This window comes from Neobacillus terrae (assembly GCF_011393025.1).
In the GTDB taxonomy this organism is placed as follows: domain Bacteria; phylum Bacillota; class Bacilli; order Bacillales; family Cytobacillaceae; genus Neobacillus_A; species Neobacillus_A terrae.
The window spans coordinates 15,548-36,660 of the sequence record NZ_JAAOEO010000030.1 but is presented as its reverse complement, the minus strand read 5'-3'; the positions used below and the strand labels follow the sequence as shown (position 1 = coordinate 36,660).

Here is a 21,113-nt window from a genome sequence, read left to right as displayed (position 1 = left end):
AAGTTACGTTGGCTGATGAATAAATTCATCATGTTATTGTTTGTTTGTTCACGCTTTGTTTGTTTAGTTTTCAAAGAACAAGTTCTCGCCATCACTCAGAAGCGACTTTAATAATATAACATTTATCAAAAATGATGTCAACAGTTATTTATTGATTTAATTTCATACTGTTTGGCAACAATCCGACTTTAATGATTATACCAGCCATTTATTTATTTATCAAGCTAGTAAACAAAAAAAAGGAGCAGCATATTGAATCTGTCTCCCGGGTTTAAAGAATTTCCTCTATAAAGATCCGTCGATTTCGGTCTAGAGGATATAATTCATCAGTTTCTATGATTCTAACAATTGGCCTTGTCGGCTGTTTCATATCAATAAAGAGGATTTCAGCTTCTCTGCCGTCTGACAATCGCACCTGGCTTCCGGCGGAGAAATTTAGAATGCCTGCCTGAAGCTCCTTCAGAATGCTTATATCAAACTGGCCAAAGTTATCTTCAAGAATCATCTCAAGAACCTTAAAAGGTGATTGCTTGCTCCTATACAGGCGTTCAGAAGTCATAGCATGGAAAACATCAGCAACAGCAATTATTTTTGCATATTCCGGTATTTTGGCATCGGCCTCTCCGAATGGATACCCGCTTCTATCAAGGCGTTCATGATGCATAAGTATCGATGCTTTTGTTTCCTTCCTAAGAACTTGAACACTTTCTACCATCCGATAACTATATATTGGATGCTTTTTGACTTCCTCATACTCAAATTGGGTAAGAGAAGATTTTTTATTTATTATTCCGGGTTTTATTTTTGCCATCCCACAATCAGCAAGGCAGCCAGCCATTGCGACTTGAACTATGTCACCCTTTTGGAATCCTAAACGCTGTCCGATAAATCCGGAAATAATGGCTACTGCAACTGAATGATGAAACAAATAATCCTCTTTTGTAGAAAAATGATAAAGGCTAAAGATCTCCGACGGGTTGCTGTCCATTTTATCCAATAAAGGCAATAACAAAGCTCTTACCTTTGCTATATCTATATTCAAGCCGGACTGCCAGGATTGAAATTCCTTTTTAAAAAGGAGAACAGATTGCAGAAATAAATCATGAAAGCTATAGGTGATAGGTTGTTTTTCAGTCTTCGGCTGCTCATCAATTACATGTGATGGAATAAAGGGCATACCTGAGATAAGAGTCTTTTCTACATCAATGTTTTGTATAAGGAAAGCTTTTAATACTTCTATCCGACTTTTATCCATAACAGTTTTCTTAGGGATAATAGGGCGATTTGTCCTGCAAAAAATATCCTCAGATAAAATACAGCCCTCTTGAAGTTCTTTTATACTTACGCGCACCGAAGCCACCCCGATAAATGATTTTCTGTAATAATTTTTATTTTACCAAAAAGAGGAACACCATAGGTGCTCCTCTCAAATTTTTTTTTATATTATTCACTTTCTGACTCAGAATCTGTATCGGTCTTACTGCTTTCGAGATCTTCAGACCCTTCTGAAACAGTTTCACTCATTTGCTGCTGTTCACTGCTTTCTAATTCATCTGATTCCTCGAAATCATCTGCCTTCTCTTCTTCTTTTTCTACTTTAGCAACAGTCGCAACAAACTCATTTTCATTTTCTCTTATGCTTATGAGTTTAACTCCAATTGTGCTTCTTCCCATTGTAGAAATGCCATCAACGCCCATACGGATGAGCACTCCTGCTGTTGTAATCAGCATGAGATCCTCTTCACCAGTTACTGCCTTCATGGATACAAGATCTCCGTTCTTGTCAGTTACATTAGCTGTTTTGATACCTTTACCGCCACGGCCCTGAATTCGATATTCAGAAGCAGGAGTCCGTTTACCGTAACCATTCTTTGTAACGATAAGAATTTCACTGTTTTCCTCTAAAACCTCCATGCCAACGACTTCATCATCGCTGCCAAGTGTGATTCCTTTTACTCCGGTAGCTGTTCTTCCCATTGTACGGACATCTGTTTCAGGGAAGCGAATGAGCATTCCTTTTTTCGTACCAATAATAATTTCTTTGGTGCCATCTGTTAAACGAACAGAAATAAGTTCATCACCTTCACGGAGGTTCAAGGCAATTAAGCCATTATTTCTGATGTTAGCAAAGGACGTAAGTGGAGATCGTTTTGAAATTCCCTCTTTAGTGGTAAAGAATAGGAACCAGTCATCAACGAATTCCTCAACCGGGATAATAGCGTTGACCCATTCTCCTTTTTCAATACCAAGAAGATTAATAATTGGAATTCCTTTCGCTGTTCTATTGAATTCAGGAATTTCATAACCCTTCGAACGGTAAACCTTACCTTTGTTCGTAAAGAATAGAATTGTATCATGGGTCGATGTAGTGATTAGGTGTTCAACGAAATCATCATCATTAGTTCCCATTCCCTGAATTCCTCGGCCTCCACGCTTCTGAGCCCTGTAGGTTGATACAGGAAGGCGTTTAATATAGCCATTATGAGTAAGGGTAATAACTACATTTTCACGCGGGATTAAATCTTCATCTTCAATGTTTTCAAGGCCGGCAGTAATGATTTCAGTGCGGCGCTTGTCATTGAAACGCTCCTTAATTTCAGTCAGCTCTTCACGGATAATTTCAAGTACTTTCTCTTCGTCAGCTAAGATTGCTTTAAGTTCCGCAATAAGTTTAACCAGGCCTTGGTACTCATCTTCAATCTTTTCTCTTTCCAAACCCGTTAAACGCTGGAGACGCATATCCAAAATAGCCTGTGCCTGCTTTTCAGATAAGCTGAAGTTTGTCATTAATCCCTCGCGGGCAATATCAGCTGTTTGCGAGCTTCTGATTAAATTGATTACTTCATCTAAGTGATCCAGAGCAATTCGCAAGCCTTCGAGAATATGTGCTCTTGCTTCTGCTTTTCTTAATTCGAACTCTGTTCTTCTGCGAATAACCACTTTTTGATGCTCAAGGTAATAAACAAGGCACTGCTTTAAATTTAATACCTTAGGCTGCCCATCAACAAGGGCTAGTGTATTGATTCCGAATGTTGTCTGAAGTGCTGTATGTTTATAAAGATTATTTAGAATTACGTTGGCATTTGCATCTCTTCGCACTTCCATCACAATCCGCATTCCTCTGCGGTCAGATTCATCACGCAAATCGGTTATGCCATCAATTTTCTTGTCACGTGCTAATTCCGCAATTTTTTCAATAAGGCGAGCTTTATTAACCTGATAAGGGATTTCATTAACAATAATGGTCTCTTTACCATTTGATTTCTGCTCAATTTCCACTTTTGCTCTAATCGTAATGGAACCGCGTCCTGTCTCATATGCCTTGCGGATTCCGCTGCGGCCAAGAATTAATCCCCCAGTTGGAAAATCCGGACCTGGAATAATATCCATAAGTTCCTGAACAGAAATCTCAGGATCCTTGCTGACAGCAAGAACACCATCAATAACCTCTCCAAGCTGATGAGGAGGGATATTGGTAGCCATCCCTACAGCAATCCCTGTGGTGCCATTTACAAGAAGGTTAGGAAAGCGAGCTGGAAGCACTACTGGTTCTCTTTCTTCACCATCATAGTTATCCTGATAGTCAATAGTGTCTTTATTGATATCCCGGAGTAATTCCATTGATATCTTCGACATACGGGATTCTGTATAACGCATAGCTGCTGCTGAATCACCGTCGACTGAACCGAAGTTTCCGTGTCCGTCAACTAGCGGATAACGATAGTTAAAATTCTGTGCCATACGGACCATTGTTTCATAAACAGCCGAGTCACCATGTGGATGATATTTACCAATTACATCGCCAACGATACGGGCAGACTTTTTATAGGGTTTGTCCGAATGCATTCCAAGGTCATGCATAGCGTATAAAATACGGCGATGTACAGGCTTTAATCCGTCTCGGACATCCGGGAGGGCACGCGATACAATAACGCTCATTGCATAATCAAGGAATGATGATCTCATTTCCTGACTAATATTAATTTCTCTTACTTGAGAATTCGGTGTTTCTGCCATTTCAGAAAGACCTCCTTTTTAGAAACTGGTGATACGAAGCACTTTTAACTGCAAAAAAATTTGGTCATAAAAGATAAAAGGAGGATAGCGGCAACACCTCTATCCTGCAAATATCCTTCTTTCAGGTCTTTAAATATCTAGATTTTTTACATATTGAGCATTTTCTTCAATAAAGTTTCTGCGCGGTTCAACCTTATCACCCATTAGCATTTCAAAGGTTTCATCGGCTTCAATTGCATCGTCCAGGCTAACCTGCAGCATAGTCCTTGTGTCCGGATTCATTGTTGTTTCCCATAACTGTTCAGGATTCATTTCACCAAGACCTTTATAACGCTGTATATTCGGCTTTGGCTGGCTTGGAAGCTCTGCGAATATTTGATCCAGTTCCCGGTCATTATAAGCATATTCAATACGTTTTCCCTGTTGGACTTTGTATAGTGGCGGCTGGGCAATGTAAATATAGCCAGCTTCAATTATCTGTCTCATATAACGGTAAAAGAAAGTCAAAATCAAAGTCCGAATATGTGCTCCGTCAACATCAGCATCCGTCATGATGACAATTTTATGATACCGTGCTTTAGAGATATCAAAATCTTCGCCAATTCCAGTGCCGATTGCGGTTATCATGGCTCTTACTTCATTGTTGGATAGAATCTTATCTAGACGGGCCTTTTCAACATTCAGGATTTTACCTCTCAAAGGAAGGATAGCCTGGAAATGGCGGTCACGTCCCTGTTTAGCAGATCCTCCTGCTGAATCACCCTCAACAATATATATTTCACTAATACCAGGGTCTTTTGAAGAACAGTCAGCAAGTTTACCTGGGAGGCTGGAAATCTCTAATGCACTTTTTCTCCGGGTAAGCTCACGTGCCTTTTTAGCTGCCATTCTTGCCCGGGCTGCCATAAGGCCTTTATCGACAATTTTTCTGGCCACAGTTGGGTTTTCCAAAAGGAATTTCTCAAAATGATCAGCAAAAACACTATCGGTTATTGTTCTTACTTCGGAATTTCCCAGTTTGGTTTTTGTTTGTCCTTCAAACTGTGGATCTGGGTGTTTGACTGAAACTATTGCAATTAAACCCTCACGGACATCTTCCCCGGAAAGGTTGGCATCTGCATCCTTAAAGATTCCATTTTTCCTTGCATAGTCATTTATGGCTCTTGTTAAGGCAGTTTTAAAGCCGAACTCATGCGTTCCGCCTTCATAAGTGTGAATGTTATTGGCAAATGAATAAATATTTCCTGTATAGCCCTCATTGTACTGAAGGGCTACTTCTATGGTAATTTCATCCCGCTCACCCTCAATGTAAATAGGCTCATCATGAACAACTTCCTTTGTTCGATTTAAGTGTTCAATGTAAGACTTAATTCCACCTTCGTAATGGTACTCATTCCGCTTATTTTCCTCACGCTTATCTTCAATCGTAATCTTAAGTCCTCGGTTAAGGAAGGCAAGCTCACGCAGACGGTTTGCGAGCGTCTCATAATCATATTCAAGAGTTTCGGTGAAGATTTCTGCATCCGGCTTAAAGTGGGTAATAGTACCAGTGTGGTCAGTTTCACCAATTATTTTAAGGTCCGCAGCGGGCACTCCACGCTCAAATTTTTGATAATAAATATGTCCGTCTCTATGAACATAGACTTCCAGCACAGTAGATAGGGCATTAACAACTGATGCACCTACACCATGCAGTCCCCCGGATACCTTATAACCTCCTCCGCCAAATTTACCTCCGGCATGGAGTACTGTCATAATAACCTCTACTGCAGGGCGTCCCATTTTTTCGTGGATACCAACTGGGATTCCACGTCCATTATCTTTTACAGTTATGCTGTTATCCTCTTCTATTATCACATTGATTTCATCGCAAAATCCTGCAAGGGCTTCATCTATACTATTATCGACAATTTCCCAGACTAGGTGATGGAGGCCTTTTCCACTTGTTGAACCGATATACATTCCCGGACGCTTCCGAACTGCTTCCAATCCTTCAAGTACCTGTATCTGGTTTTCATCATAAGCTTGTTCCTCAACTGCTTTATTCTCCATAGTCATACCGTTCACCTGCACTTTCTTGTAACTCTAAATAATCGCTAATTTTATAATGCTATTTTAAAACTCACTCATTTGAGTTGATCTTTTCTTCAACGTTCCTGAAGCAAAGGGGGAAAGGAACACTTTTCCCTCTGTAATAACGATTGATTTATAGGGATTTTTGGAAAGGTTTATCAGCTCTTTTTCCCTCTGTTTTAAAAATTCTTCTACAAAGGCGGAGGATGCTGAATCTTTATCTATAATAGCAATAATATCTTTTGCACGGAGGGAATACTCTTCTCCAATATGGATATACATGATTCCACCTCAATTAACTTTCCGGATTGTTCCTGATTCTACCTCATAGGTAGATGCTTCCTTCAATGTTTGATGGTCAATTCCCTCCACGCTGGTGGTAGTAACAAAGGTTTGGACTTTTCCTTGTATGGTATTGAGCAAATGGGACTGCCGATAATCATCCAATTCAGATAACACATCATCAAGGAGCAAAATGGGGTACTCGCGAATTTCCGAATGGATCAATTCGATTTCTGCCAATTTAATTGATAGAGCAGTTGTCCTTTGTTGTCCCTGTGAACCAAATGTTTGCACGTCTCTTCCGTTCACTATGAACTGCAAATCATCACGATGAGGTCCAAACATGGTCATACCGCGCTCAATCTCTCTTTTTTTGGTCTTATGAAATTTCTCTTCAAATCTTTCTATCATTTTCGACAAATCCTGGTCTTCTAATACATCAACAGAGGGATTATAATCTATTTTCAGCGTTTCCAGCTGTCTTGAAATGCCTTTATGAATTGGCAGGGCCCATTTTTCCAAAAGACGCAGGAATTCAAAACGCTTGGCAACAATTTTAACGGCAACCTGAATAAATTGCTCGGTCAATATTTCAAGCATTGTATGGTCACTTTGTTTATTTAACTGAAGCATTTTTAAATAATGATTACGCTGCTGAAGTATTTTTTGATATTGGCTCATACCATGAAGATAAACAGGAGAAACCTGGCCAATTTCCATATCTATGAATCGCCGGCGTACCTGAGGACTTCCTTTAACAAGGTTGAGATCCTCGGGAGCAAACATGACAACATTCACATTGCCTATGTACTGGCTGAGTCTTTGCTGTTCAATATGGTTGCATTTTGCCTTCTTGCCTTTTTTGGAAATGATCAGCTGCATAGGCAGCGGTCCGTATTGTTTTTGGACCCTGCCTTCTATTTTAGCATAATCCTGGTCCCAGCGAATAAGTTCTTTATCATTGGAGGTTCTATGCGATTTTGCCATGGCAAGAACGTAGATGGATTCCATAACATTCGTTTTTCCTTGAGCATTTTCACCCAGAATGACATTAACTTTATTTTCAAATTCAAGTGAAATGTCTTCATAATTACGATAATTTTTCAGTGCTAAATGCTCAATGTACATACTTTAACTTCCTTTTGCTATCGCGTTATAGTAAAAACACCATGTCCTGGAATTTCGATCCGGTCACCTTCCCGAAGTTTTCTCCCTCTTCTTTGGTCTTGTTCTCCGTTAATAAAAACCTCATATTCACTTAAAAACCACTTAGCCATTCCGCCTGTCTGGATTACGTCTGCTACTTGAAGGAATTGCCCCAATGTAATATATTCCGTCTCAATCTTTATTTTTGAAGGCATTTTTTCACTCATTTCCGTAATAGTCTCTAATACTTTATTTTACTAAAAAAAACTGATTTCTACAAAGAAAAGCTAAAAATAGTCTTTTGGAAAGGAAATAAAGCCGCCAGCGTTGTTTCTGGCAGCCTCTCTATGTCTAGTTTATGCAACCTCGTTCAGTGTATCCGAAGAAAAATTAAAGTGCCCTCTTGGCGCTTTAAGCTGGACGGAGTTTAAAGTCAAACTTTACTAAATTAATAAGTTCTTACAGGTAAAATCAACTGGAGAATTGTTTCATCATGCATCGGCCTAATGACAAATGGCCTCATTGCCCCGGTAAAACTGATTTTTATGTCTGTTCCTTCGAGTGCTTTTAAAGCGTCCATCATGTATTTAGCTGAAAATGAGATTTTCAGTTCTTCTCCTTCAATTGCTTGACTTTGTACTTCCTCAACAACCTTTCCAATCTCTGGTGTATTAGAAGAAATCTCAAGTCCTTCATCTTCAAGAGTAGCTAGCTTGACTACATTATTTCTGCCTTCTCTAGCCAGCAAAGACGCACGATCTATTGCCTGAAGGAAATCCTTCGTCCTTACTGTTACTTCTGTTTTGCTCTCATTTGGAATGAGTCTTGATGTATCAGGATAATTACCTTCAAGTAATCTAGAAAAGAAAAGCAGGTGTTTAGCTTTAAAAAGGATTTGGTTTTCAGTAATGACAATATCAACGTGTTCATTGCTGTCATCCACAATTTTGCTTAATTCATTTAAACTCTTACCTGGAATAACCACATTATAGTTATCATTCATTTCTGTTTCGACTCTTGACTTCCTTAAGGCCAGGCGATGGCTATCTGTTGCAATACAGATTAATTCCCCATTTTCCATTTTCCAGTTTACACCTGTCAAGATAGGGCGTGTTTCTGAGGTGGACACTGCAAAAACAGTTTGTCTGATCATTGCTTTTAAGAGATCAGTTGGAATACTGAATTTATTATTTTCTTCTATTTGCGGGAGGTGAGGATATTCCTCTGCATCCAGGCCATTTAAATTAAATTCTGATTTACCAGAACGAATAACCGTTTGTAAATGATTTTGCACTTCAATTTCTACACTATCGGTTGGAAGCTTTTTAACGATTTCACTGAAAAACTTAGCCTGAAGAACGATTGCTCCCGGCTGTTTAATTTCAACAATCTCATTTCCATCTTCCTCTTTAGGAATAAAAGATTCGATAGAAATATCTGAATCACTGCCTGTTAATGTTACTCCTTCATGATCAGCAACAATCTTAATACCTGTCAAAATAGGAATAGTTGTCCTGCTTGTTACAGCTTTCATGACATCCTGGACACTTTGAACCAGACGGTCACGCTGGATTATAAATCGCATACTCAAAATCCTCCGTTTTAGCATATTTAATTTGACGCAGTCATATAATAATAAGTTTTTAAAAAAGAGTAGAAGTACTAGTAGGGCCTGTTAGTATGTGGATAACTCTTGTTATCAAAGGAAACACAGCCTATCCACATGTGGACAGACTGTGTGTATATGAGGTCGAGTTATTCACAGATAGACTAGACTTTCAACAATTCATTTAATTCCTTCATTTGCTTTTGAAGGTTGGCATCTACCTGCAGCAGCTTAGAAATCTTTTCATGGGCGTGGATAACGGTAGTATGGTCACGACCGCCAAACTCTTCTCCAATTTTAGGCAATGAGTAATCCGTTAATTCCCTTGATAGATACATAGCTATTTGCCTTGGGAAAGCAACTGATTTGGTTCTTTTCTTCGCTTTAAAATCCTCAAGCTTTATATTATAATGCTGGCCCACAACCTTTTGGATCTCAAGAATGGTAATAATCTTGGGTTTTGAGCTAGGAATTATATCTTTTAACGCCTCAGCGGCAAGATCTGCATTTATATCTTTATTAATAAGTGAAGAGTAGGCTACTACACGAATAAGTGCACCTTCAAGTTCACGAATATTAGTATCAATTTGATTTGCAATATAAAGCATGGCTTCATTTGGTATATCCAGGCCTTCTGCTTTTGCTTTTTTTCGCAGAATCGCAATTCTTGTCTCAAGATCCGGAGGTGTAATATCGGTTATTAGTCCCCATTCAAATCGCGACCTAAGACGGTCTTCTAATGTCGGAATTTCCCTTGGCGGCCGGTCGCTGGAAATGACAATTTGCTTGCTTTCTTCATGAAGAGTATTAAAAGTATGGAAAAATTCCTCTTGTGTTGATTCTTTTCCGGCTAAAAATTGAATATCATCAATAAGCAATACATCAACATTTCGATATTTATTGCGGAATTCAATTGCTTTATTGTCTCTGATAGAGTTTATAAACTCATTAGTGAATTTTTCAGAAGACAAATAGACAACCTTTGCCTGCGGGTTATGGTCAAGTACATAATGCCCAATTGCATGCATTAAGTGGGTCTTTCCGAGACCAACTCCCCCGTAAATAAACAATGGGTTATAGGCCTTTGCAGGGGCTTCAGCTACTGCAAGTGAAGCTGCATGGGCAAATCGGTTGCCAGATCCTATAACAAATGTATCAAATGTGTATTTAGGATTGAGCATGCTTTGCGGAAACTCTGTCTGCTCATAATCTTTTTTTGGCTTTTTTACAGGGATCAGGATGGTGTCATCTTCTTCATTCCGGTTTTGGGGAATGATGAATTTAACCGTCAATTCTTCGCCGGTAATTTCATCTAGAATCCCCGAAATCAATTGTGAATAGCGCTCTTCCAGCCAATCGCGGGCAAATTCATTCGGTGCCGTAATGACAAGTGAATTTCCCTGAAGAGAATGTGCTTTTGTTGATTTAAGCCAAGTATCAAAGCTGGGCTTACTTATCTTTTTCTCGATATTGCTGAGAGCAGCATTCCAAAGATCCGCAATATTTTCCAATTGGTTCCCTCCTTTTCTATTTAAATTTTTAAACACCTGGGTCTTTTGGCATTCTGCTGCGCGAAAGAAAGATGTCCTGTTTCGTTAAAATAGGAGGTTATACAAGCTGTACAACCTATAATTTATAAATATACGAAACGTTGTTTGTGGAAAAAACATATAATAGGAAAGATTGTGGAGTTTCGACAATATCCACCTCTTGTGGACAAGTTTCTACAAAGGGTGGGAATAACCTGTCCACAAGTTATCCACAAACTGTGGATAAAAAAATAATCGAATAAAGTTATTAAGAGTGAAAACACAAATATAATATCAAATTTTTCTAAGACGCGCAATGCTTTTTCATAGTTTATCCACAAGCTTGACAGGATGTGCTTAAAAATTGTCCACAGGGCAGTGATTTGTGAAAAACTTGTCAGTAAGCTATGTGGATATCAAAAAAAATGTCGATTTTTTATCCACAGGCTTCTTTTTAAAGAAAAATGGGTAAATTTTTAGATATGGTAAATTGGTTGGATCGGCATGTGTGTATGCTTAGTTTTCGATTAAAATTTCTTCCAGGCTAAAAATTAAATAATAGGAAGTTTAGCTGATCGGATCCAGCTATATGATGAGATAGGTAAAATGAAAATTTTAAAGCTGTTTAAACAATAGTGTTGATTGAGAGGGACATTCACATTTCCTTCGTGCTGTGCTTTCTTATAAAAAGGTTCTTTCGTAAGCTTTGTTGTTTATAAAAGCAAAAATTGACGCGCTTTCCGCGGGCAATCCGCGAGCCTCCTCGGTCGCTAATGACCTGCGGGGTCTCGCCTGGCTTGCTTTTCCTGCAGGAGTCTCGCCAATTTTTACTCACAGTTTCTTCAAATTGCAACAATCTCTTAGAAAAGAGCCAGTAAAAATTAGCAGTTAAATTTAACTAATCCTTTTTAAAATAAGAGATGTTCTAGTATTAAGAAGGGGAAAAGATCCGGCTGATTTAAAAATTTACAATACAAAGCAAAAGGAAATATCGGAGGAGGAGTTGACAATTCGGGGGGTCCGTCTTTATAATAATTAAGACTGTCTTTAACAGCTATTCCTCAGGGAGGTGTCATATAATGAAAAGAACATATCAACCAAACAAACGTAAACACAGCAAAGTTCACGGTTTCCGTAGTCGTATGAGCACAGCAAACGGACGTAAAGTTCTTGCTCGCCGTCGTCTAAAAGGAAGAAAAGTATTATCAGCTTAGACCACTGAATGTCTCAGTGGTCTTTTTTTAAAAATAAATGGTTATAGTAGAATTGTCGCTCCATTTTAGACCAACTGGACTAAAGGTGAAAAACATGAAAAAAGAATTGCGTATTAAAAAGAATCAGGAATTTCAGGATGCCTTCAAAAATGGCCGATCGTTTGCTAACAGGCAATTTGTTGTCTATGCATTAAAGAAAGAGGGACAGCCTTATTTCCGGATTGGCCTTTCTGTAAGCAAAAAAATCGGTAATGCAGTAATGAGAAATCAGATTAAGCGGTATGTCCGTCAGTCTGTTTTAGAATTAATGGATCAGATAATGCCTGAAAATGATTATGTCATCATAGCTAGAAAACCGGTCGCAGAGATGGATTTTTCTGAGGTGAAAAAAAGCCTTACTCATGTTTTAAAAGTAGGGAAAGTGCTAAGGAAATAATCTGGCTGGCTGCGCCGGTTCTTACATAACTTTAATAATTATTATTCAAATATATTAGGACAGGAGGAATATGCGGTTGAAAAAAAGAATATTACTTTTGATCGGTTTGGTTTCCTTGATTCTGCTTTTAACAGGATGTTCAGAAATAAAGCAGCCAATTACCCCAGAAAGCAAAGGACTTTGGAATGAGTACATCGTTTATCCATTATCCTGGCTGATAACTGAGGTTGCACACCTTCTTGGAGGCCTCTATGGTTTGTCGATTATTGTTGTTACTATTTTGATCCGTCTGGTTATTTTGCCGCTTATGATTAAACAAACAAGAAATTCGAAGGCAATGCAATCATTACAGCCAGAGATGGCCAAGCTGAAAGAAAAATACAGCTCAAAGGATCAAAAAACACAGCAAAAGCTTCAGCAGGAAACGATGGCTCTGTTTCAAAAACATGGTGTGAATCCATTGGCAGGATGCTTTCCTTTAGTAATACAGATGCCAATTCTAATCGGTTTTTATCACGCTATTTCCAGAACGAGGGCAATATCGGAGCAAAACTTCCTTTGGTTTGACCTTGGATCACCAGATCCTTACTATATTTTGCCGCTTATAGCAGGTGCTACTACATTTATACAGCAAAAAATGATGATGGCCGGCACAGAAAATCAAAATCCGCAAATGGCTATGATGCTTTGGATGATGCCAATTATGATCATTATCTTTGCGGTTAAGTTTCCGGCGGCACTTTCCTTGTACTGGGTAGTAGGAAACTTATTTATGATTGTTCAGACATATTTTATTAAAGGTCCGGACCTGAAAAAGATACCAGCAGCCGGAAAAGCGGGAGGAGCAAAAAAGTGAAACAGGTAACTGCTACAGGACAAACCGTCGAAGAAGCAGTAGAATCAGCTTTAGCTCAATTAAAAACAACAAAAGACCGCACAGAAGTAGCTGTAATTGATGAAGGTAAAAAGGGGATATTCGGAATTTTCGGCTCAAAGCCGGCAATTGTAAAGGTAACTGTTAAAAATGACCCTGTTGAAGAAGCCAGGAATTTTTTAATGAATGTTGCTGATAAAATGGGTGCGCCTATCCAAATTGAAGTAAAACGCGATGGCAAGCATGTTCATTTTTTAATGACAGGAGAAAAAATCGCGCTTCTCATTGGTAAACGTGGCCAAACATTAAATTCACTGCAATATCTTACACAACTCGTGATCAATCGCTTTTCAGACCAGTACTTGACAGTATTACTTGATGCTGAGGACTATCGTCTAAGACGGAATGATACATTAACCCAATTGGCAAAGCGCCTGGCAGAAAAAGCAGTCAAAACTGGCAAAGATGTTGCACTTGAGCCAATGCCTTCATATGAGAGAAAAGTTATTCATTCCGCTCTAATGGAAAATAGGCGGGTAAAAACCACTTCTGATGGAGTAGAACCACACAGGCACATTGTCATATCTCCTGTCAGAAAAACCTAATGATCAATTGATAAGATTAATACAACACCCTGTCTCTAAGGCAGGGTGTTTTTTTTTTTTTTTTGCTAATGCCATTTAAGATTTGCCTCTCACATACAAAATGCTCGGCTTTTTTGAGGAAGTGCCGTTTAAGCGTTAAAAGTGTAACTAAAGCACTGCTCTCACCTTAAGGCTCGGGGAAATGCCAACTAGGAGTTCTGCTACTTGATACTCTATTTATTCTTTACTCGCTTCATTGTTATTCACATGTGGATAAGTTAAAATAGAAGAAGTGAAAATGCTAACCTGTGGATAATGTACTGACTAGTGTACAAAAATTCCTTAGAAAGAGCAGATTATCTTTTTTAAGGTAAATTGATATGGTATTCTAGTATTTTGGGGAATTTACCTAATAAGTGTGCCGAAAAGCACTATAATAGATCAGATTTTATTCAAGGTAAGAAAAGAGGTGAAAATGGTGGAATTTGATACCATTGCAGCAATATCCACCCCAATGGGCGAAGGGGCGATTGCCATTGTTCGCCTGAGCGGTGATGAGGCAATAAAAATTGCAGATAAGATTTTTGAAGGTATAGGTGGTAAAAAGCTTCTAAAAGTGACTTCCCATACCATTCATTATGGATATCTTTTTGATCCAAAGGATGGCAGTAAGGTTGAAGAGGTAATGGTTACGGTTATGAAGGGTCCGAAGACCTTTACAAAGGAAGATGTAGTCGAAATAAACTGCCACGGCGGATTAGTGTCCGTCAATCGAGTGCTCCAGCTTATTTTGAAAAATGGTGCAAGGCTTGCGGAACCCGGAGAATTTACAAAGCGGGCATTTTTAAATGGACGGATTGATTTATCCCAGGCTGAAGCAGTTATGGATTTAATCAGGGCCAAAACTGACAGAGCAATGAATGTAGCACTTGGGCAAATGGAAGGGCGCTTATCAAGGCTAATCCGAAAGCTTAGACAGGGAATCCTTGAAACCCTTGCACATGTAGAAGTAAACATTGACTATCCTGAATATGAAGATGTAGAAGAAATGACACATAAAATGCTGCTTGAAAAGGCATCACTTGTTCAAACTGAATTAAAGAATCTCTTGCAAACATCGCAACAGGGTAAAATTTTACGAGAAGGGTTATCAACTGTTATTGTTGGACGGCCAAATGTTGGTAAATCCTCGCTTTTAAATAGCCTGGTTCATGAAAATAAGGCTATTGTGACTGATATTCCTGGTACGACGAGAGATGTTATCGAGGAATATGTCAATGTAAGAGGAGTTCCGTTAAGACTGGTGGATACTGCAGGAATCCGGGAGACGGAGGATATCGTTGAAAGAATTGGCGTAGAGAAGTCACGCCAGGTTTTAAAGGAAGCAGACTTGATTCTGCTTGTGTTAAATTACTCTGATGCTTTAACTGAAGAGGATGAAAACATTTTTCGTGCAGTTAAAGGGCTTGATGTTATAGTCATTGTAAATAAAACGGATCTTCCGGCTAAAATAGATATGGACCGGGTAAAAGAATTGGCAAGAGATCATAAGATCATTTCTACTTCTCTGCTAGAAGACCGCGGTGTTGATGAGCTGGAAGAAGCTATTTCTTCACTATTTTTTGAAGGCTCAATTGAAAGCGGCGATTTGACATATGTTTCAAATACACGCCACATCGCCCTTCTGAACCAGGCGCTTGGAACCATTGAAGAGGTTATCGAAGGAGTGGAAATGGGAACTCCTATTGATATTGTACAAATTGACTTAACAAGAACTTGGGAATTGCTAGGCGAAATTGTTGGCGAAAGTGTTCACGAAAGCTTAATTGACCAATTATTTTCTCAGTTTTGCCTTGGAAAATAGGAAAGTGAAAGATTTTTTTAAAAGGAGGCAGCAAAATGTCATACGAAGCAGGAAATTATGACGTAATTGTCATTGGTGCTGGCCATGCAGGCAGTGAAGCTGGACTGGCTGCTGCCCGGCTTGGTGCCAAAACGGTTATGATTACCATTAACCTTGATATGATTGCATTTATGCCATGTAATCCGTCTGTCGGGGGACCTGCCAAAGGGATTGTAGTTCGTGAGATTGACGCTCTTGGCGGGGAAATGGGAAGAAATATAGATAAAACTTATATCCAAATGAGAATGCTCAATACTGGTAAGGGTCCTGCAGTTAGGGCTTTGAGAGCACAGGCTGATAAATTTGCCTATCAGAATGAAATGAAAAAGACAATTGAAAATCAGCCTAACCTGACTCTTGTTCAGGGCATGGTTGAGCGGCTGATTGTCGAAGATGAAGTCTGCAAAGGGGTTATTACAAAAACTGGAGCAGTCTATCGTGCCAAAACTGTTGTTATTACTACTGGAACATACCTTCGTGGAGAAGTTATACTTGGTGAATTAAAATATTCAAGCGGTCCTAACAACCAGCAGCCATCTATAAAATTGTCCGATCATCTTGAAGAGCTTGGCTTTGACCTTGTCCGATTCAAAACTGGTACACCTCCAAGAGTTAACAGCCAGACAATTGATTACAGTAAAACGGAAATCCAGCCAGGGGATGAAACACCAAGGGCTTTTTCCTACGAAACTACAAAATTTATAACAGACCAGCTTCCATGCTGGCTGACTTATACAAATGAAACAACTCATCAGCTAATCGACCAAAACCTCCACAGATCGCCTATGTATTCCGGGATGATTAAAGGTACTGGTCCGCGTTACTGCCCTTCTATTGAAGATAAAGTGGTTCGTTTCAATGATAAACCACGCCATCAAATTTTTCTTGAACCTGAAGGCAGAAACACCCAGGAGGTTTATGTTCAAGGATTGTCAACAAGTCTTCCGGAAGATGTACAGCAGCAGATTTTAAAGACAATTCCCGGCCTTGAAAATGTTCAGATGATGAGATCTGGCTACGCTATTGAATATGATGCGGTTGTACCAACACAATTATGGCCCACACTGGAAACTAAAAAAATTAAAAATCTTTACACTGCTGGCCAAATTAATGGTACTTCAGGTTATGAAGAAGCCGCTGGGCAGGGAATCATGGCTGGAATTAATGCAGGCCTAAGGTCTTTGGATAGACCGGAACTCATTTTGAGCCGTTCGGATGCCTATATTGGTGTATTAATTGATGACCTTGTAACAAAGGGAACGAATGAACCCTACCGTCTTCTGACTTCCAGGGCTGAGTACCGCTTGCTTCTTCGCCATGATAATGCTGATTTAAGGCTTACTGAAATAGGCCATAAAATCGGATTAATATCAGAAGAAAGATTCGGAAGGTATTCTGCTAAAAAAGATCAGATTGAAGCGGATAAGAAGAGACTTTATTCTATCGTTCTGAAACCTTCTGAAGAGGTTCAGAGCCTTATTCGAAGCATTGGCGGCAGCGAGCTAAAGGACGGAATCCGTGCCTCCGATTTACTGAAGCGCCCTGAGATGAACTATGAACTTCTTGAGAAGCTTGTGCCAAATGAAATAGATCTCGATAATGAAATAAAGGAACAAGTTGAAATTCAAATCAAGTATGAAGGATATATTGAAAAATCACTTCAACAGGTTGACCGACTGAAGAAAATGGAAAGCAAAAAGATTCCTGAAAACATTGATTATGATGCTATAACAGGACTTGCAACGGAAGCAAGGCAAAAACTAAAGCAAATTAAACCTTTATCCATTGCTCAGGCTTCAAGAATTTCAGGTGTTAATCCTGCTGATGTCTCCATTCTTCTTGTTTACTTGGAACAAGGCCGCATTGCCCGCGTTTCCAATGAATAAATACAGCCCGATTTTAATATAGAGCGAGGAAGAGTTGCGGATGAATAAAGAACAATTTAAAGCTATGCTCGCTGATAGAGATATCTTGTTATCGGACAAGCAAATGGAACAATTTGATACTTACTATAAGGTCCTGGTGGAATGGAATGAAAAGATGAACCTAACTGCCATCACCGATGAGGAAGAAGTTTATTTAAAGCATTTTTATGATTCCATTACAGCTGCATTTTATTTTGATTTTACAAAACCTATCCGGCTTTGTGATGTAGGGGCCGGAGCAGGATTTCCTAGTATTCCTTTAAAAATTGTCTTCCCTGAACTGGATGTAACTATTGTTGACTCATTGAATAAACGGATTAACTTTTTAAATCATCTTTCAGATGTACTGGGATTGTCCAATGTTCATTTTATTCACGATAGGGCCGAAACATTTGGAGTTCGAGGTGAATATCGTGAATCATTTGATGTAGTTACCGCCCGTGCTGTGGCAAGACTTTCAGTATTAAGTGAACTCTGTTTGCCACTGGTAAGGAAGGAAGGATACTTTCTGGCTCTTAAAGCGGCTAGTGCCCAAGACGAAATTGCCTCTGGCCAAAAAGCATTATCTGTATTAGGCGGCAAACTTGAAAATATTTTCACCTTTACCTTGCCTGTTGAGGAAAGCGAACGAAATATTCTTATTATCAGTAAAGAAAAAACAACACCGAAAAAGTATCCAAGGAAGCCAGGAACGCCTAATAAAATGCCAATTGAATAGGATCAGTTTACTGAAAAACTTGGTGAAACGACAGCAATTGCAGATGAAATTATAGCATGCAGCAGGAACTTGTCATTTTAACAGAGAATTAGTAATAGGGAGTTTCGAAAAGGTGGTGCTGGGGATGAAGCATTCGATTTCGCGCTTATTTGGCCTGAGCGATAAGGGAAACCAGTTGGGAATGGATCAGGAATTGGAAAACGAAAAAGTAATTGAGTCGGAAGAAATAAGAAAGCTGCCGATAGATCAAATTGTTCCAAACCGATTTCAGCCTCGAACGGTATTTGATGAGGAAAAAATAGAGGAATTATCAAGAACAATTCATATTCACGGCATTATTCAGCCAATTGTTGTCCGTGAATATGAAGAAGATCAATATGAAATTATTGCAGGAGAACGCCGCTGGCGGGCGATGAAAAAGCTTGGCTGGGAAGAAGTTCCTGCAATAATAAAAAATATGAGCGATTCTGAAACAGCTTCCGTTGCATTGATAGAAAATCTTCAGCGGGAGGAATTGTCACCGATAGAGGAGGCAATGGCCTATGGAAAGCTCCTCGAAATACACAGTTTAACGCAAGAAGCATTAGCACAGCGCCTGGGAAAGGGACAGTCAACCGTTGCTAATAAACTTCGCCTTCTGAAATTGCCTCAGGTGGTACAGGAGGCATTATTGAATAAGCTTGTCAGTGAACGGCATGCCCGCTCGCTTATTCCTCTGAAGGATCCACAAAAGCAGGTAAAGCTTCTTGAGGAAATCATTGAAAAGAATCTAAACGTTAAGCAAACAGAAGAACGAGTGGTTAAGCTCCTTGAAGAAAAAACAGGGAAACCCAAACCAAAAAGGAAAGCATTCAGTAAGGATATGAGGATTGCTGTTAATACAATCCGTCAGTCCTTATCAATGGTTTCAGACAGTGGAATAAATTTAGACGCAGAAGAAGAGGAATTTGAAGAATTTTATCAATTCACTATTAAAATTCCTAAAAAGAAATAGTAATCTCCTAAACCGAACAGAACTAGTGTTCGGTTTTTTTCTTTTATTCCTTTTCAAGTGACTTGAATATTTTTAGAAAAAAACCTACAATAATTCGTTTTCATGATAAAATAGATTTCGTGGCTGTTTATTTAAACTCCATGAATTTTTAAGGGGGTAGGTGACATCGTGGGCAAAATTATTGCAATCGCGAATCAAAAAGGGGGAGTCGGCAAAACGACTACTTCTGTCAACCTGGGCGCCTGCTTAGCATACATAGGAAAAAAAGTTCTGATGGTAGACATTGACCCGCAGGGTAATGCGACCAGTGGAATTGGAATTGACAAAGCTGATGTTGATCAGTGCATATATGATGTATTAGTAGATGATGTGGAGGCAAAGGATGTTATTAAGCCTACAGCGGTTGAGAATCTTTTTGCCATTCCGGCTACAATTCAACTTGCAGGAGCAGAGATTGAATTGGTTCCTACTATTTCCCGTGAAGTTCGTCTAAAAAGGGCTCTTGAGGAAGTAAAGGGAGATTATGATTATGTTATTATCGACTGTCCTCCTTCATTAGGCCTGCTTACTATCAATGCACTGACTGCTTCCGATGCTGTTTTAATTCCCGTTCAATGTGAATATTATGCTTTGGAAGGCTTAAGCCAGTTATTAAATACAGTACGATTAGTTCAAAAACATTTGAACCAGGATCTAAAGATTGAGGGAGTACTTCTAACCATGCTTGATGCCCGGACAAATCTCGGCATTCAGGTAATTGAGGAAGTTAAAAAGTATTTTCAGGATAAAGTTTATAAAACCATTATTCCAAGAAACGTCAGGCTAAGTGAGGCTCCGAGCCATGGAGAACCAATTATTATTTATGATCCCAAATCTCGAGGTGCAGAAGTTTATTTAGATTTGGCAAAGGAAGTGGTTTCAAATGGTTAAGGGAGGATTAGGAAAGGGCCTTAATGCTATTTTCCAAGAAGCAGGCAAGGAAGAAAAAATCCAGGATATTAAAATTATGCAGCTTCGCCCCAATCCTTATCAGCCACGTAAGGTTTTTGAACAGGATGCAATTAATGAGCTAAAGGAATCTATTTTACAGCACGGAATTTTACAGCCGCTTGTAGTCCGTAAAAGTATCAAAGGCTATGAAATTGTAGTTGGGGAAAGACGATTTAGGGCAGCAAAAGAAGCCAAGCTTGAATCTGTTCCTGCTGTTGTCAGAGAACTTTCCGAACAACAAATGATGGAATTAGCAGTGATTGAAAACCTTCAGCGGGAAGACTTAAACCCAATTGAGGAAGGGATTGCCTACCAAACATTAATGGAAAAGCTTAAACTGACTCAGGAAGAGGTTGCAAAACGTCTTGGTAAGAGCCGGCCGCATGTTGCTAATCATATTCGTCTCCTTTCGCTTCCTCCAAAGGTTCAGGAATTAATATCTGGTGGTAAAATCTCAATGGGCCACGGTCGCGCTCTTCTTGGCCTTCGCCAAAAGGCAAAGATTCCGGCAGTTGTTGAGAAAATAATTAATGAAAACTTAAATGTTCGCCAGCTGGAAAAACTAATTCAGAATATAAATGAAAATGTTTCACGTGAAACAAAAAAGCCAGAAAAGAAGAAGGATATCTTTATTCAGCAGCGTGAAAACTCATTAAGGGAGAAGTTTGGAACAACAGTCAATATAAAAGCTTCAAAAAATAAAGGGAAAATTGAAATTGAATTCTTTTCAGAAGATGATCTTGAGAGAATATTACATCTACTGGACCAGGGTGACCTATAAACCATCATTTGATGGTTTATTTTTTGCACTTTATCTGATTC

The 21,113-nt window shown here is 39.1% G+C and carries 18 protein-coding genes; 10 read left to right on the top strand and 8 right to left on the bottom strand.

Annotated features, from left to right (window positions below; genetic code table 11):
* Positions 1 to 271: 271 nt before the first annotated feature.
* The 8 genes from G8761_RS23995 to dnaA form a co-directional block, all read right to left on the bottom strand.
* Entirely contained in the window at positions 272 to 1,351 is a 1,080-nt protein-coding gene (locus G8761_RS23995; protein ID WP_166030470.1) for an HD domain-containing phosphohydrolase, read from the bottom strand.
* A 92-nt stretch (positions 1,352 to 1,443) separates the two neighbouring features.
* Positions 1,444 to 4,017, bottom strand: a complete 2,574-nt coding sequence (gyrA, locus tag G8761_RS23990; RefSeq protein ID WP_166030469.1) for a DNA gyrase subunit A — start codon at positions 4,015 to 4,017, stop codon at positions 1,444 to 1,446.
* 129 nt (positions 4,018 to 4,146) lie between these two features.
* On the bottom strand, positions 4,147 to 6,069 hold the full coding sequence (gene gyrB, locus G8761_RS23985; RefSeq protein ID WP_166030472.1) for a DNA topoisomerase (ATP-hydrolyzing) subunit B: 1,923 nt from the start codon (positions 6,067 to 6,069) through the stop codon (positions 4,147 to 4,149).
* Between the two features lie 63 nt (positions 6,070 to 6,132).
* Positions 6,133 to 6,372: an extracellular matrix regulator RemB gene (remB, locus tag G8761_RS23980; protein WP_166030468.1), complete on the bottom strand. Its 240-nt coding sequence runs from the start codon at positions 6,370 to 6,372 to the stop codon at positions 6,133 to 6,135.
* A 9-nt stretch (positions 6,373 to 6,381) separates the two neighbouring features.
* Positions 6,382 to 7,500 carry a DNA replication/repair protein RecF gene (gene recF / locus G8761_RS23975; protein ID WP_166030467.1) on the bottom strand — a complete coding sequence of 373 codons (1,119 nt, stop codon included), beginning with the start codon at positions 7,498 to 7,500 and terminating at the stop codon, positions 6,382 to 6,384.
* A gap of 17 nt (positions 7,501 to 7,517) precedes the next feature.
* Positions 7,518 to 7,733, bottom strand: a complete 216-nt coding sequence (yaaA, locus tag G8761_RS23970; protein WP_166030466.1) for a S4 domain-containing protein YaaA — start codon at positions 7,731 to 7,733, stop codon at positions 7,518 to 7,520.
* A 233-nt stretch (positions 7,734 to 7,966) separates the two neighbouring features.
* Positions 7,967 to 9,103, bottom strand: coding sequence for a DNA polymerase III subunit beta (gene dnaN / locus G8761_RS23965; protein ID WP_166030465.1), 1,137 nt, complete (start codon positions 9,101 to 9,103; stop codon positions 7,967 to 7,969).
* A gap of 185 nt (positions 9,104 to 9,288) precedes the next feature.
* A complete protein-coding gene (gene dnaA / locus G8761_RS23960; protein WP_166030464.1) occupies positions 9,289 to 10,635 on the bottom strand; it encodes a chromosomal replication initiator protein DnaA in 1,347 nt (448 codons plus the stop codon).
* Between the two features lie 1,097 nt (positions 10,636 to 11,732).
* On the opposite strand from dnaA, the gene rpmH reads away from it, so the two are divergent.
* The 10 genes from rpmH to G8761_RS23910 all read left to right on the top strand — a co-directional run bounded on the left by rpmH (position 11,733) and on the right by G8761_RS23910 (position 21,072).
* Positions 11,733 to 11,867: a 50S ribosomal protein L34 gene (gene rpmH / locus G8761_RS23955; RefSeq protein ID WP_081679967.1), complete on the top strand. Its 135-nt coding sequence runs from the start codon at positions 11,733 to 11,735 to the stop codon at positions 11,865 to 11,867.
* A 94-nt stretch (positions 11,868 to 11,961) separates the two neighbouring features.
* Positions 11,962 to 12,303, top strand: coding sequence for a ribonuclease P protein component (rnpA, locus tag G8761_RS23950; RefSeq protein ID WP_166030463.1), 342 nt, complete (start codon positions 11,962 to 11,964; stop codon positions 12,301 to 12,303).
* A 70-nt stretch (positions 12,304 to 12,373) separates the two neighbouring features.
* Positions 12,374 to 13,159, top strand: coding sequence for a YidC family membrane integrase SpoIIIJ (gene spoIIIJ, locus G8761_RS23945; protein WP_166030462.1), 786 nt, complete (start codon positions 12,374 to 12,376; stop codon positions 13,157 to 13,159).
* Positions 13,156 to 13,782: an RNA-binding cell elongation regulator Jag/EloR gene (jag, locus tag G8761_RS23940; protein WP_166030461.1), complete on the top strand. Its 627-nt coding sequence runs from the start codon at positions 13,156 to 13,158 to the stop codon at positions 13,780 to 13,782. Before spoIIIJ ends, jag begins: the two co-directional genes overlap by 4 nt.
* A 457-nt stretch (positions 13,783 to 14,239) precedes the next feature.
* The gene (gene mnmE / locus G8761_RS23935; RefSeq protein WP_166030471.1) at positions 14,240 to 15,625 is read left to right on the top strand and encodes a tRNA uridine-5-carboxymethylaminomethyl(34) synthesis GTPase MnmE; all 1,386 of its coding nucleotides are present in this window, start codon (positions 14,240 to 14,242) and stop codon (positions 15,623 to 15,625) included.
* Positions 15,626 to 15,660: 35 nt separating this feature from the next.
* Positions 15,661 to 17,550 carry a tRNA uridine-5-carboxymethylaminomethyl(34) synthesis enzyme MnmG gene (gene mnmG, locus G8761_RS23930; RefSeq protein WP_166030460.1) on the top strand — a complete coding sequence of 630 codons (1,890 nt, stop codon included), beginning with the start codon at positions 15,661 to 15,663 and terminating at the stop codon, positions 17,548 to 17,550.
* Positions 17,551 to 17,590: 40 nt separating this feature from the next.
* Positions 17,591 to 18,307 carry a 16S rRNA (guanine(527)-N(7))-methyltransferase RsmG gene (gene rsmG / locus G8761_RS23925; protein WP_166030459.1) on the top strand — a complete coding sequence of 239 codons (717 nt, stop codon included), beginning with the start codon at positions 17,591 to 17,593 and terminating at the stop codon, positions 18,305 to 18,307.
* Positions 18,308 to 18,431: 124 nt separating this feature from the next.
* Positions 18,432 to 19,301 carry a nucleoid occlusion protein gene (gene noc, locus G8761_RS23920; protein WP_166030458.1) on the top strand — a complete coding sequence of 290 codons (870 nt, stop codon included), beginning with the start codon at positions 18,432 to 18,434 and terminating at the stop codon, positions 19,299 to 19,301.
* Positions 19,302 to 19,469: 168 nt separating this feature from the next.
* Positions 19,470 to 20,231, top strand: coding sequence for an AAA family ATPase (locus G8761_RS23915; protein WP_027320404.1), 762 nt, complete (start codon positions 19,470 to 19,472; stop codon positions 20,229 to 20,231).
* Positions 20,224 to 21,072 carry a ParB/RepB/Spo0J family partition protein gene (locus tag G8761_RS23910; protein WP_166030457.1) on the top strand — a complete coding sequence of 283 codons (849 nt, stop codon included), beginning with the start codon at positions 20,224 to 20,226 and terminating at the stop codon, positions 21,070 to 21,072. Before G8761_RS23915 ends, G8761_RS23910 begins: the two co-directional genes overlap by 8 nt.
* The last annotated feature ends 41 nt before the right edge of the window (positions 21,073 to 21,113 follow it).

Bases quoted from the DNA above. Each gene is read 5' to 3' on its own strand.
- gyrA (WP_166030469.1), bottom strand. From the start codon at position 4,017: ATGGCAGAAACACCGAATTCTCAAGTAAGAGAAATTAATATTAGTCAG.
- gyrB (WP_166030472.1), bottom strand. From the start codon at position 6,069: ATGGAGAATAAAGCAGTTGAGGAACAAGCTTATGATGAAAACCAGATA.
- remB (WP_166030468.1), bottom strand. From the start codon at position 6,372: ATGTATATCCATATTGGAGAAGAGTATTCCCTCCGTGCAAAAGATATT.
- recF (WP_166030467.1), bottom strand. From the start codon at position 7,500: ATGTACATTGAGCATTTAGCACTGAAAAATTATCGTAATTATGAAGAC.
- yaaA (WP_166030466.1), bottom strand. From the start codon at position 7,733: ATGCCTTCAAAAATAAAGATTGAGACGGAATATATTACATTGGGGCAA.
- dnaN (WP_166030465.1), bottom strand. From the start codon at position 9,103: ATGCGATTTATAATCCAGCGTGACCGTCTGGTTCAAAGTGTCCAGGAT.
- rpmH (WP_081679967.1), top strand. From the start codon at position 11,733: ATGAAAAGAACATATCAACCAAACAAACGTAAACACAGCAAAGTTCAC.
- rnpA (WP_166030463.1), top strand. From the start codon at position 11,962: ATGAAAAAAGAATTGCGTATTAAAAAGAATCAGGAATTTCAGGATGCC.
- spoIIIJ (WP_166030462.1), top strand. From the start codon at position 12,374: ATGCGGTTGAAAAAAAGAATATTACTTTTGATCGGTTTGGTTTCCTTG.
- mnmG (WP_166030460.1), top strand. From the start codon at position 15,661: ATGTCATACGAAGCAGGAAATTATGACGTAATTGTCATTGGTGCTGGC.
- rsmG (WP_166030459.1), top strand. From the start codon at position 17,591: ATGAATAAAGAACAATTTAAAGCTATGCTCGCTGATAGAGATATCTTG.
- noc (WP_166030458.1), top strand. From the start codon at position 18,432: ATGAAGCATTCGATTTCGCGCTTATTTGGCCTGAGCGATAAGGGAAAC.
- G8761_RS23910 (WP_166030457.1), top strand. From the start codon at position 20,224: ATGGTTAAGGGAGGATTAGGAAAGGGCCTTAATGCTATTTTCCAAGAA.